This window comes from Desulfovibrio sp. DV, from assembly GCF_001936595.1.
Lineage (GTDB): Bacteria > Desulfobacterota > Desulfovibrionia > Desulfovibrionales > Desulfovibrionaceae > Solidesulfovibrio.
The window spans coordinates 19,222-31,387 of record NZ_MLBG01000048.1 but is presented as its reverse complement, the minus strand read 5'-3'; the positions used below and the strand labels follow the sequence as shown (position 1 = coordinate 31,387).

Annotated in this window: 10 protein-coding genes and 5 tRNA genes; all 15 read right to left on the bottom strand. The window is 60.4% G+C overall.

The genetic code is table 11. The features are described from left to right. Positions 1 to 2,512: DNA-directed RNA polymerase subunit beta' (gene rpoC, locus DVDV_RS11985; RefSeq protein WP_075354890.1), on the bottom strand; the 2,512-nt coding region annotated here is incomplete at its 3' end. A 106-nt stretch (positions 2,513 to 2,618) separates the two neighbouring features. Next, complete coding sequence (gene rpoB, locus DVDV_RS11980) at positions 2,619 to 6,725, bottom strand: DNA-directed RNA polymerase subunit beta (RefSeq protein ID WP_075354889.1); 4,107 nt, start codon at positions 6,723 to 6,725, stop codon at positions 2,619 to 2,621. A gap of 225 nt (positions 6,726 to 6,950) precedes the next feature. Beyond that, positions 6,951 to 7,337 carry a 50S ribosomal protein L7/L12 gene (gene rplL / locus DVDV_RS11975; protein ID WP_075354888.1) on the bottom strand — a complete coding sequence of 129 codons (387 nt, stop codon included), beginning with the start codon at positions 7,335 to 7,337 and terminating at the stop codon, positions 6,951 to 6,953. A gap of 42 nt (positions 7,338 to 7,379) precedes the next feature. Then, positions 7,380 to 7,901, bottom strand: a complete 522-nt coding sequence (rplJ, locus tag DVDV_RS11970; protein WP_043639919.1) for a 50S ribosomal protein L10 — start codon at positions 7,899 to 7,901, stop codon at positions 7,380 to 7,382. Positions 7,902 to 8,093: 192 nt separating this feature from the next. Next, on the bottom strand, positions 8,094 to 8,801 hold the full coding sequence (gene rplA, locus DVDV_RS11965; RefSeq protein ID WP_075354887.1) for a 50S ribosomal protein L1: 708 nt from the start codon (positions 8,799 to 8,801) through the stop codon (positions 8,094 to 8,096). A 29-nt stretch (positions 8,802 to 8,830) separates the two neighbouring features. Beyond that, positions 8,831 to 9,253 carry a 50S ribosomal protein L11 gene (rplK, locus tag DVDV_RS11960; RefSeq protein ID WP_024825308.1) on the bottom strand — a complete coding sequence of 141 codons (423 nt, stop codon included), beginning with the start codon at positions 9,251 to 9,253 and terminating at the stop codon, positions 8,831 to 8,833. Positions 9,254 to 9,284: 31 nt separating this feature from the next. Beyond that, positions 9,285 to 9,848: a transcription termination/antitermination protein NusG gene (gene nusG / locus DVDV_RS11955; protein WP_075354894.1), complete on the bottom strand. Its 564-nt coding sequence runs from the start codon at positions 9,846 to 9,848 to the stop codon at positions 9,285 to 9,287. Between the two features lie 11 nt (positions 9,849 to 9,859). Continuing rightward, positions 9,860 to 10,159, bottom strand: coding sequence for a preprotein translocase subunit SecE (gene secE / locus DVDV_RS11950; protein WP_075354886.1), 300 nt, complete (start codon positions 10,157 to 10,159; stop codon positions 9,860 to 9,862). A gap of 21 nt (positions 10,160 to 10,180) precedes the next feature. Further along, positions 10,181 to 10,256 (bottom strand) — tRNA-Trp (locus tag DVDV_RS11945). Positions 10,257 to 10,275: 19 nt separating this feature from the next. Further along, positions 10,276 to 10,425: a 50S ribosomal protein L33 gene (rpmG, locus tag DVDV_RS11940; protein ID WP_043639915.1), complete on the bottom strand. Its 150-nt coding sequence runs from the start codon at positions 10,423 to 10,425 to the stop codon at positions 10,276 to 10,278. A gap of 3 nt (positions 10,426 to 10,428) precedes the next feature. Then, a complete protein-coding gene (gene tuf, locus DVDV_RS11935) occupies positions 10,429 to 11,622 on the bottom strand; it encodes an elongation factor Tu (protein ID WP_075354885.1) in 1,194 nt (397 codons plus the stop codon). 48 nt (positions 11,623 to 11,670) lie between these two features. After that, positions 11,671 to 11,746 (bottom strand) — tRNA-Thr (locus DVDV_RS11930). A gap of 31 nt (positions 11,747 to 11,777) precedes the next feature. Continuing rightward, positions 11,778 to 11,854 (bottom strand) — tRNA-Gly (locus DVDV_RS11925). Positions 11,855 to 11,915: 61 nt separating this feature from the next. After that, positions 11,916 to 12,001: transfer RNA gene (locus DVDV_RS11920), tRNA-Tyr, on the bottom strand. 4 nt (positions 12,002 to 12,005) lie between these two features. Further along, a tRNA-Thr gene (locus DVDV_RS11915) sits at positions 12,006 to 12,081 on the bottom strand. Between the last annotated feature and the right edge of the window lie 85 nt (positions 12,082 to 12,166).

The following is a 12,166-nucleotide window of genomic DNA, read 5'->3' as shown; positions in this document are numbered from 1 at the left end:
CCCGGCCCAGGGCGCGCTCGTGCACGCGCTGCTTGATGTCGCCGGCCTTGACGTAGTGGGTGATCTCCAGTCCGTCGACCGTGCCGCAGTCGATCTCGGTGATGATGACGTCCTGGACGACATCGACCAGACGACGGGTCAGGTACCCGGAGTTGGCGGTCTTCAGGGCCGTATCGGCCAGACCCTTTCGTGCGCCGTGGGTGGAGTTGAAGTACTGGGCGACCGAGAGGCCCTCACGGAAGTTCGAGGTGATGGGCGTCTCGATGATTTCGCCCGACGGCTTGGCCATAAGACCGCGCATGCCGGCGAGCTGGCGCATCTGGTCCTGGTTACCACGCGATCCGGAGTGGATCATCATGAAGATCGGGTTGCTGGAGGTGTTTTTCTCCACGCGCCCGGTGGCTTCATCGGTCAGGGTATCCCAGGAGATCTCCTTCATCATTTCCGTGGCCACGTCGTTAGTAGCCTTGGTCCAGACGTCGACGACCTTGTTGTATTTCTCGGTACGGGTGATGATACCTTCACCGTACTGAATTTCGATGTCGTCCACCTCTTTCTGGGAGGCCTCAAGCAGGCGGGCCTTGGTGGACGGGATGGCCAGATCCTTGACCCCGATGGAGACGCCGGCTCTGGTGGCATATTCGTAGCCCAGGTCTTTTAAGCGGTCGCACAGGATGACCGTGGCCTTGGTGCCGGCCATGCGGTAGGTGTCGCCGACGAGCTTGCCGATGCTGCGCTTGTTAAGCACGGTGTTGACCAGCTCAAAGGGCACGCCCTCGGGCATGAGTTCGCCGACGATGATGCGTCCGGGAGTGGTCTTGACCCGCTCGCCGTTGATGCGGCAGGTGATGCGGGCATGCAGGCTCACCACCCCGGCGTCCACGGCGCAGATGACCTCGCCGGTGTCGGCAAAGACCTTGCCCTCTCCCTGGGAGAAGCTGCGCTCGATGGTCAGGTAGTACAGTCCAAGCACGATATCCTGGGACGGTACGATGATCGGGGTTCCGTTGGCCGGCGACAGGATGTTGTTGGTGGACATCATAAGGACGCGGCATTCGATCTGGGCTTCCACGGACAGGGGCACGTGGACGGCCATCTGGTCGCCGTCGAAGTCGGCGTTGTAGGCCGAGCAGACGAGCGGGTGCAGCTGAATGGCCTTGCCTTCGACCAGGGTCGGCTCAAAGGCCTGGATGCCCAGGCGGTGGAGCGTCGGGGCGCGGTTCAAAAGAATCGGATATTCGCGCACCACGTCTTCAAGGATGTCCCAGACCACCAGCTCTTCGCGCTCGACCATCTTCTTGGCCGTCTTGATGGTGGTGGCCAGGCCCTTCTCTTCCAGCTTGGAATAGATGAAGGGCTTGAAGAGTTCGAGGGCCATCTTCTTGGGCAAGCCGCACTGGTGGAGCTTGAGCCGCGGGCCGACGACGATGACCGAACGGCCGGAGTAGTCGACGCGCTTGCCGAGCAGGTTCTGACGGAACCGGCCCTGCTTGCCCTTGATCATGTCGGACAGCGACTTGAGCGGCCGGCCGTTGGTGCCGGTGATGGCCCGGCCGCGGCGGCCGTTGTCAAAGAGCGCATCCACGGCTTCCTGGAGCATCCGCTTTTCGTTTCGGATGATGATGTCCGGCGCGCCGAGTTCGATCAGGCGTTTCAAGCGATTGTTGCGGTTGATCACCCGGCGGTAGAGGTCGTTTAGGTCCGAGGTGGCGAACCGGCCGCCGTCCAGGGGAACGAGCGGGCGCAGTTCGGGCGGGATGACCGGAATGACTTCCATGATCATCCATTCGGGCTTGTTGGCCGACTCGATGAAGGCCTCGACGATCTTGAGGCGCTTGATGATCTTTTTCTTCTTGGTCTGCGACTTGGTGGTCATGGACTCGTCGCGCAACTCCGCGCGAAGGGTCAGGAGATCGATCTCCTCAAGCAGGCTGCGCACCGCTTCCGCGCCCATGCCGACGACCAGGGCGTCTTCTCCGCCGTAGTGGTCGATAACCTGGATGTACTGTTCCTCGGAGATGACCTGAAACTTGGTCAGGTTGGTGTCCTTGGGATCGAGCACCAGATAGGAGTCGAAATAGAGAACCTTTTCCAGATCGACCATGGTCATGTCGAGCAGGGTGCCGATCTTGGAAGGCAGGGTCTTCAAGAACCAGATGTGGGCAACCGGCGCAGCCAGTTCGATGTGGCCCATGCGCTCACGGCGAACCTTGGAGGCAATGACCTCGACGCCGCACTTTTCACACACGATGCCGCGATGCTTCATGCGCTTGTATTTGCCGCAGTTGCATTCGTAGTCCTTGACCGGGCCGAAAATCTTGGCGCAGAAAAGGCCGTCACGCTCGGGCTTGAAGGTCCGGTAGTTGATGGTTTCGGGCTTTTTGACTTCCCCGAAGGACCATTCCCGAATCTTTTCAGGCGAAGCGATGGAAATGCGGATGGATTTGAGCGACCGGCTGGAGACTCCGGTCTGGCCGATGCCGCGCATGCTGAACAATTCGTCCAGAGACATACGATACCTCGTAGGCGGGATGACCCGTCCCGCTTCGTGCCCCGCCGGCCATGCCGGCGGGGCGTTATCGTCGCGAATCTATAGGCTGTGGCCGTCGACGGTGCGATTACCGCCGAGGGGCCTTGGCGATCTTTTTCTCGTCCTGGATGAGATCCACATCAAGACCAAGGGACATGAGTTCCTTGACCAGGACGTTGAAGGACTCGGGCAGACCGGCTTCCAGGAAGTTGTCGCCCTTGACGATCTTCTCGTACATCTTGACGCGGCCGCCCACGTCATCGGACTTGACCGTCAGGAACTCCTGGAGAAGGTAGGAGGCGCCGTAGGCTTCAAGAGCCCAGACTTCCATTTCACCCAGTCTCTGGCCGCCGAACTGGGCCTTGCCGCCCAGCGGCTGCTGGGTGACCAGGGAGTAGGGGCCGGTGGAACGGGCGTGAATCTTTTCGTCAACCAGGTGGTGGAGCTTCAAGATATACATGCAGCCCACGGTGACCGGCCGGTGGAAAGCCTCGCCGGTGCGGCCGTCATAGAGCGTGATCTTGCCGTCTTCGGGCAGGCCGGCAATCTTGAGCCAGTCCCACAACTCGTCTTCGGTGGCTCCGTCAAAGACCGGGGTCTTGGCCACGATGCCCTTGCGCAGCGCACGCAAGGCGTCGCGCAACTCATCATCGGACATGCCGTCGATGAGTTCGTCGGTCTCCTCGGTGCCAAAGACCACCTTGGCCCGGTCGCGGATGCCTTCCATGGCCTTGCCGGAGTCGGCCAGGGCCGCCAGCTGCTTGCCAAGCTCCATGCCGGCCCAACCGAGGTGGGTCTCGAGAATCTGGCCGATGTTCATACGCGAAGGCACGCCGAGCGGATTGAGCACGATATCGACCTGTCCGCCGTCGGCGAAAAAGGGCATGTCCTCAATGGGCAGGATGCAGGACACAACACCCTTGTTGCCGTGGCGGCCGGCCATTTTATCGCCCACGTTGAGCTTGCGTTTGACGGCCACGTAGACCTTGACCATCTTGATCACGCCCGGGGGCAGATCGTCGCCCTCGGTGACCTTCTCGCGCTTCTGATCGTAGAGGCCTTTGACGAAATGGATGTGGCGGTCGTACTCGTCGAGGATTTCGGCCACAGCCTCGTTGGTTTCCTTGGCGGCAAACATGCCGGAGAGCTTTTTAACCGGCAACGCCTCCAGGACCTCCAGGGTCATGGGGTGGTTGGCCTCAAGGAGCACGTCGTTTTTCTTGGCGCCCTTGATGGTCTGGAAGACCGTCTTGCCGGACACCAGCGGCCAGATGCGGCGACGGATGTTGGCGGCGATGGCGTCGACGTGCTGGCCTTCCTTGATATCCAGGCGGGCCAGTTCGAAGTCCTCGATCTGACGGGTGCGGTCGTCCTTCTCGCCGGAGCGGCGGTTAAAGACGCGCACGTCGATGACCGTGCCTTCGATTCCGGGCGGCACCTTGAGCGAGGTGTTTTTCACGTCCCGGGCCTTGTCGCCGAAGATCGCCCGCAGGAGCTTTTCTTCCGGCGTCAGCTGGGTCTCGCCCTTGGGCGTGATCTTGCCGACCAGGATGTCGTCCGGAGCCACCCGCGCACCGATGCGGATGATGCCGCAGTCGTCGAGGTCTTTGAGCATCTCCTCGCCGACGTTGGGAATATCCCGGGTGATTTCCTCGGGTCCGAGCTTGGTGTCGCGGGCAACCACCTCGAACTCCTCAATGTGCACCGAGGTGAAGGTGTCGTCCTTGACCGCATTTTCGGAAATGAGGATGGAGTCTTCGTAGTTATAGCCGCACCAGGGCATAAAGGCCACGAGCAGGTTCTTGCCGAGCGCCAGTTCGCCGTCGCGGATGCCCGGACCGTCGGCCAGCACGTCGCCCTTGACCACCCGCTGCCCGACCAGCACCCGCGGCACCTGGCCGAAACAGGTGTTCTGGTTGGACTTGTGGTGTTTTAACAGCTCATAGGTCTTGGCCGCGCCGGTATCGGCTCCGACCGAGGCATCGTCGTAGCAGACAATGATGCGCTCGGCGTCGGCGTAATGGACGACGCCCGGACCCTCGGCCAGGATGCACGAGCCGGAATCCTTGGCCACGGCCCCTTCCATGCCGGTGCCGACCAGCGGCTGTTCGCAGCGCAGAAGCGGCACGGCCTGGCGCTGCATGTTCGAACCCATGAGCGCGCGGTTGGCGTCGTCGTGCTCGAGGAAGGGAATGAGCGCGGCGGAAACCGACACGATCTGGCTCGGCGAGATGTCCATGAGCGTGACCTGCTCGCGCGGGATCACGACCTGGTCGCCGCGCACGCGGGCGCCGACCATGGTGTTGGCAAAGGCCTTGTTCTCGTCCAGGGGCGCGTTGGCCCCGGCAATGACCTCGTCGATTTCCCGGGTGGCGTCGAGGTAGATGGTCTCGCCGGTGAGCTGGCTGTCCTTGACGACCTTGTAGGGCGTCTCGATGAAGCCGAAGTCGTTGACCTTGGAGTGGGTGGTCAGCGACACGATAAGACCGATGTTCGGTCCTTCCGGCGTTTCAATAGGACAGATGCGGCCGTAGTGGGAGGTGTGCACGTCGCGCACCTCGAAGCCGGCCCGCTCGCGGGTCAGACCGCCCGGTCCGAGGGCCGAGAGGCGACGCTTGTGGGTCACTTCCGAGAGCGGATTGGTCTGATCCATGAACTGCGACAGCTGGGAGGTTCCGAAGAACTCCTTGAGCACCGCAGCCACAGGCTTGGGATTGATCAGGTCATGCGGCATGAGCGTGGCCACTTCCTGCAGGCTCATGCGCTCCTTGATGGCCCGCTCCATGCGAACCAGACCAATGCGATACTGGTTTTCCACCAGCTCGCCGACCGGACGCACCCGGCGATTGCCCAGATGGTCGATATCATCGGCCGGACCATGGGAATCCTTGAGGAAGGTCAGGTGCTTGACGGCCTTTAAGATATCGTCGTTGGCCAGGGTGCGGAAATCCAGCGGTTGATCGATCTTGAGCCGGGCGTTCAACTTGTAGCGGCCAACCGGCGACAGATCGTAATAATCCGGATTGCGGAAGAGGTTCTCAAAGAAGTTGGCTGCAATTTCCGGAGTCGGCGGCGAGGACGGGCGCAGGCGACGGTAGATTTCGACCTGGGCGGTAATGGTGTCCACGGTCTTGTCCAGCGCCAGGGTGTCGCGAATCGACGAGGACGTGTCCGCACCACGGGTGTGGAGGAGCGGGAAATCGGTGACGCCGGCGTCCTTGAGCTTCTCGATGAGATCAGCCGTCAGTTCGTCGCCGGCCTCGACCAGCACTTCACCGGTGGTGGCGTCGGTCAGGTCCTCGGCCAAAAACAGGCCAAGGAGCGCGGCCGGATCGACCTCGACCTTCTCCACGCCGGCTTCAAGCATGAGCCGCCAGGCCCGCTTGGTGATCGGCTTGTCCACGGCGACGATGGTCTTGCCCTCGGCGTCGCGGATTTCGGAGTAGGCCTTGTCCTTGCGATAGAAATCGGCATGGACCTGGCGCATGACGCGCAGCCCGTCGATGGTGAAGTGTTCGATCTCGTAGAAGTAGCGCAGGATATCGCCACGGGACATGCCCATGGCCTTGAAAAGTATGGTGGCGGGCATCTTGCGGCGCCGGTCGATGCGCACGTAGAGGATGTCCTTGTGGTCGTAGTCAAAATCAAGCCAGGAGCCGCGCATGGGGATGACGCGGCAGGAATAGAGCACCTTGCGGCTGGTGTGGCTTTTGCCGGAGTCGTGTTCGAAGATGATGCCGGGCGAGCGCTGGAGCTGGTTGACGATGACGCGCTCGGTGCCGTTTATGATAAACGTGCCCTTCTCGGTCATCAGCGGCACAGTTCCGAAGTAGATGATCTGTTCCTTGATGTCGCGGATGGTACGGTTTTCCGTTTCCTCATCCACATCGTAAACGACCAGGCGGACCTTGATGCGAAGCGGGGCCTCGAAGGTGAGGCCTTTGGCGATGCACTCGGGCACGTCGTATTTCGGCTCGCCGATTTCGTAGCTGACGTATTCCAACGAGGCGGTTTTATTGAAGTCCTCGATGGGAAAGACCGAACGGAATACGCCTTCGAGTCCCGCATCCTCCCGGCTGGTGGGAGGAATGTCCTTTTGCAGAAACAACTCATAGGAGTCGATCTGCAGGTTGAGCAAATGGGGAATGGTCAGCGTTTTGACGATCTTGCCGAAATTTTTGGTCAGCTGGGCCATTGTGTCCTCTGTTGCAGGGCTACGACGTTGGGAAGGGTGGCGGGCGTACCGTCCGCCCTCTATCGGCCTTGCGGAGCGCGCGTCGCGCCTGGTTTGTCCCTGACCGTCGGTTCTACACTACCGACAGGGATGCGGAAAGCAAAAATCGACAAAAAGGGAAAAAGAGCGCCCCGCCCCTCGCGGAGGGGGCGCTCTTTGGTGTCATAGACGAAGGCGTGCGGCAAACTACTTGATTTCGCAAGCGGCTCCGGATTCTTCCAGCTGCTTCTTGGCATCTTCGGCTTCGGCCTTGGAAACGGCTTCCTTGATGGAGGAAGGCAGTTCGTCGACCTTGGCTTTGGCTTCCTTGAGGCCAAGACCGGTCAGGGCGCGCACGACCTTGATGACGGCGATCTTGTTGCCACCGGAGCTGGTCAGGATGACGTCGAACTCGGTCTTCTCTTCTTCGGCCGGGGCAGCGTCGGCAGCCGGGGCGGCCATCATCATGCCCATGGCCGGGGCGGCGGCGGAAACGCCGAACTTCTCTTCCAGCTCTTTGATGAACTGGGAAAGTTCGAGGACGGTCATATTGGCGATGAAGTCAACAACTTGCTCTTTGGTGATCTCGGACATGGATAGTTCCTCCTGAAGGGTTCGCTTTGGCGAAAGCCGGCCTTAGGCCGCTTCCTTTTTTTCCTTGATGGCCGTAAGGGCGTACAGCGCGCCGCGAATGATGTTCGCGAACAGGCCAACGAAGTTCGTGGGCACAGCGTTCATGGTGCCAAGGGTCATCGCGAGGAGTTCGGGCTTGCTCGGGAGCTTGGAAAGTTCGGCAACGCCGGCGGCGTCGATGATCTTTCCGGAGAGGCAAGCGAGCTTGACCGAAAACTTCTTGCTGGTCTTGGCATAATCCACAAGGACCTTGGCAGCCACGACCGGGTCTTCGTACCCGAACGCGATGCCGTTGTTCTCAATGAGATGGTCCTTGAGGGCGTCATGGACGCCGTCCTTCACCGCCAGACGGGCCAGGGTGTTCTTGACGACCTGATATTCGATCCCCACGGCGCGAAGCTTGCCGCGAAGCTCGGTCAGTTCCTCCACCGTCATGCCACGAAAGTCGGTGACCACCACGATGCCGGCCCGGTCCGCCCTTGCGCGCAGTTTTTCGATAATCTCGTTTTTTTGCGCACGTTGCACGGTACCTACCTCCACATGCGGGTTCGGGGGCCTTCGAGAGAGCCAAAACGGGGTCTCGGCGGGAAATTAAGGGGACCACCCCCACCCGCTGTCTTTGACTCGCCTTCCATGCCCTGTTGTATATCGAAAAATCGTCCAGGCCAGAGGACGCACCTCTGGCCTGGGACGGATTATGCTTTGATTGTAAGGCGTCTAGCCCTCAATGAGCTTACGCACGGACTGGGTGTCCACCTTGATGCCGGGGCCCATGGTGGTCGCCAGGGCCATGCCCTGCAGATAGGTGCCCTTGGCAGCCGAGGGCTTGAGGCGCATGACGGTATCGATGACGGCCCGGAAGTTGTCAAGCAACTTCTCGGGACCAAAGGACCGTTTGCCGAGCGGCACATGCAGCACGCCGGCCTTGTCGACCTTGAACTCGACCTTGCCGGCCTTGAGTTCGGCCACGGCCTTGCCGATGTCAAAGGAGACGGTGCCGGTCTTGGCATTGGGCATGAGTCCGCGGGGGCCGAGGATCTTGCCGATCTTGCCCACCGAAGCCATCATGTCCGGGGTGGCCACGGCGCTGTCAAAAGCCAGGAAGCCGTTTTTCACCTGTTCGATCAGCTCGTCACCGCCGACGAAGTCTGCTCCGGCCTCGCGGGCCTCGGCTTCCTTGTCGCCCTTGCAAAACGCGGCAACGCGCACGGTCTTGCCCAGGCCATGGGGCAGCGACACTGCGCCGCGCACCATCTGGTCGGAATATTTGGGGTTGACGCCGAGATTCAAGGCAACGTCAACGGTCTCGTCAAACTTGGCCTTGCCCGTCTGGACAGTCAGGGCCATGGCTTCATTGACATCATATTTGACCATGAGGTCGATGTCCTTGATCGCCTCGCGATAATTTTTCCCGTGCTTGGCCATTGCGGAAATTCCTCTTGCGGTCGTGCCGGTTAGACGATCTCAATGCCCATGCTGCGGGCGGTGCCGGAGATGGTGCGGCAGGCGGCTTCCAGGTCCTTGGCCGACATGTCCACCATCTTGAGCTTGGCGATTTCCTCGATCTGCGCGGCGGTAACCTTGCCGACCTTGTTCTTGTTGGGTTCACCCGAACCCTTGTCGATCTTGGCGGCCTTGACCAGAAGCACGGACGCCGGAGGGGTCTTGGTGATGAACGTGAAGGAGCGGTCGGCGTAGATGGTGATGAGCGCCGGGATGATGGTGCCTTTCTGCTCCATGGTCCGGGCATTGAACGCCTTGCAGAACTCCATAATGTTCACGCCGTGCTGACCCAGGGCCGGACCGACCGGGGGAGACGGGTTGGCCGAACCGGCGGGGAGCTGCAGCTTGACCTTGGCGGTGATCTTCTTGGCCATTGCGATTATCCTTACAAAAGAGGGCTTCGCCCTAATTTTTGCTTACCTGCACGAAATCGAGTTCCACCGGCGTCTGTCGACCGAAAATGGAGACCGAAACGCGAAGCTTGCCCTTGTCGTAGTTGACATCTTCGACCACGCCGTTGAAGCCGCCGAAGGGGCCATCGATGACGCGGACCTCATCGCCCCGTTCGAAATGGTACTTGGGTCTGGGCTGTTCCTGACGGCTGACCATCAGGCTGAGAATCTTCTGCGCCTCGCTGTCGCGCATGGGGGTCGGCTGGTTCTTGCCCCCGATAAAGCCGGTCACTCGCGGAATGGACTGGACCAGATGCCAGGAGTTGTCGTTCATGGCCATCTTGACCATGACGTACCCGGGATAAAACTTCCGCGTGGACGTTCTTTTCTCGCCCTTGACCAGTTCGATGATCTTTTCGGTCGGGACAACCACTTCCTTGATGCTGCCGCCATCCTGGCCGGTGCGCATCATTTCGCGCAGAGTCAGTTCCACCCGGTTTTCAAAACCCGAGTACGTGTGGACGATGTACCAGCGTGCCGGGTTTTGATCTTCTCCGACTTCGTCTTGTTCAACCATGGTGGTTTCCATTACGAGAGGATGAGCGCGACGAGCCTGGAAAGGGCCATGTCGACGACGCCCAGGTAGATGGCCATCACGACGCTGAAGACCAGGACGGCGATCCCGGTCTTCACCGTTTCTTCGCGGGTCGGCCAGGTGACCTTCTTGAGTTCACCTTTGGACTGCTCAAAGAATTCCTTGGCCTGGTCGATGCGGCCTGTCAGGGAAACACCGCCCTTCCCGGAATCTTCCTTGGACTTGCCAGAGGAAGTTTTGGGCTTGGAGGGCTTTTCCGCGACCGGAGCCGCCTGGGTCTTGTCTTTGGCCATGACCTACGCCTTGCTTGAAAATGGCAGGGCAGGAGGGATTCGAACCCCCAGCCCTCGGATTTGGAGTCCGATGCTCTACCGTTAGAGCTACTGCCCTGCGTTATGACTACCGGAACTTACTTCGTTTCCCGATGGACCGTGTGCTCACGATCGAAGGGGCAATACTTCTTCAGTTCCAGACGGCCGGTCGTGTTCTTCTTGTTCTTTTCCGTGGCGTAATTCTTGCGCTTGCACTTGGTGCACTGCAACTGGAGATTGATGCGCATCGTTTACTCCACGATTTCGGAAACGACACCCGCGCCAACGGTACGGCCACCTTCGCGAATAGCGAAGCGCAGACCCTTTTCCATGGCGATGGGGTGGATCAGTTCCACGTTGAAGGTGGCGTTGTCACCCGGCATAACCATTTCCACGCCCTCGTTGAGGGTAACCACACCGGTGATGTCCGTGGTGCGGAAGTAGAACTGGGGGCGATACCCGGTGAAGAACGGGGTGTGGCGGCCGCCTTCTTCCTTGTTCAGGACGTACACTTCGCCCTTGAACTTGCGGTGCGGGGTGATGGAACCGGGCTTGGCCAGAACCTGGCCGCGCTCGACGTCATCACGCTTGACGCCGCGCAGAAGCACGCCGACGTTGTCGCCAGCCTGACCCTGATCCAGGATCTTGCGGAACATTTCGACGCCGGTGCAGGTCGTCTTGACAGTGTCCTTGATGCCGATGATGGCAACTTCGTCACCGATGGTGACGATGCCGCGCTCGACACGGCCGGTCACGACGGTGCCGCGGCCGGAGATCGAGAAAACGTCTTCAATGGGCATCAGGAAGGGCTTGTCAATGTCGCGCTTGGGCTCGGGAATGAAGTTGTCGCAAGCATCGAGCAGCTCGAAGATCGGAGCGGCATCGGGGCTCTTGATGTCGGCAGCTTCCAGAGCCTTCAGGGCCGAACCCTTGATGACCGGGATGTTGTCGCCGTCAAAGCCGTACTTGGTCAGAAGCTCGCGCACTTCCAGTTCGACCAGCTCCAGCAGCTCCGGATCGTCGACCAGGTCGACCTTGTTCATGAACACGACGAGCTGGGGCACGCCGACCTGACGGGCGAGCAGGATGTGCTCACGGGTCTGGGGCATGGGGCCGTCAGTGGCGGCGACGACGATGATGCCGCCGTCCATCTGGGCTGCGCCGGTGATCATGTTCTTGATGTAGTCGGCGTGACCGGGGCAGTCGACGTGGGCATAGTGCCGCTTGTCGGTCTGGTATTCGACGTGGGCCGTGGCGATGGTGATGCCGCGTTCCTTTTCTTCCGGCGCCTTGTCGATCTGGTCGAAGGGAATGTACTCGCCAAAGCCCTTCATGCTGGCCAGACGCGTGATGGCGGCGGTCAGCGTGGTCTTGCCGTGGTCAATGTGACCGATGGTGCCGATATTGACGTGCGGCTTGGTGCGTTCAAATTTCGCCTTGCCCATGTCATCCCCCTGCAGCAGCTGCTTCTCAGGATTTTGAAGGTGAAGATATGGAGCCCACGGCCGGATTCGAACCGGCGACCTCTTCCTTACCAAGGAAGTGCTCTGCCGACTGAGCTACGTGGGCCCTTTCTAGCGGTAGGACACGGGGCGGCAATTGGAGCGGGAAACGAGACTCGAACTCGCAACCCTCAGCTTGGAAGGCTGATGCTCTAGCCAATTGAGCTATTCCCGCGTATGTCACATGTAGTTCATGCGACAGGGCTACCTGTCTCCTACTGCATTCGCGCTCAAAGTGGTGGAGGGGGGAGGATTTGAACCTCCGAAGGCGTACGCCGACAGATTTACAGTCTGTTCCCTTTGGCCACTCGGGAACCCCTCCGCTCTGGAGCTGGCGATGGGACTCGAACCCGCAACCTGCTGATTACAAATCAGCTGCTCTGCCAGTTGAGCTACGCCAGCCAAACCAAGAGGTGGCAAGCTAGCCGAACCGGCCCGGGTCGTCAATCCTTTTTTTCACCAGTCACAGTCGCGTCCGTTTTCCCCA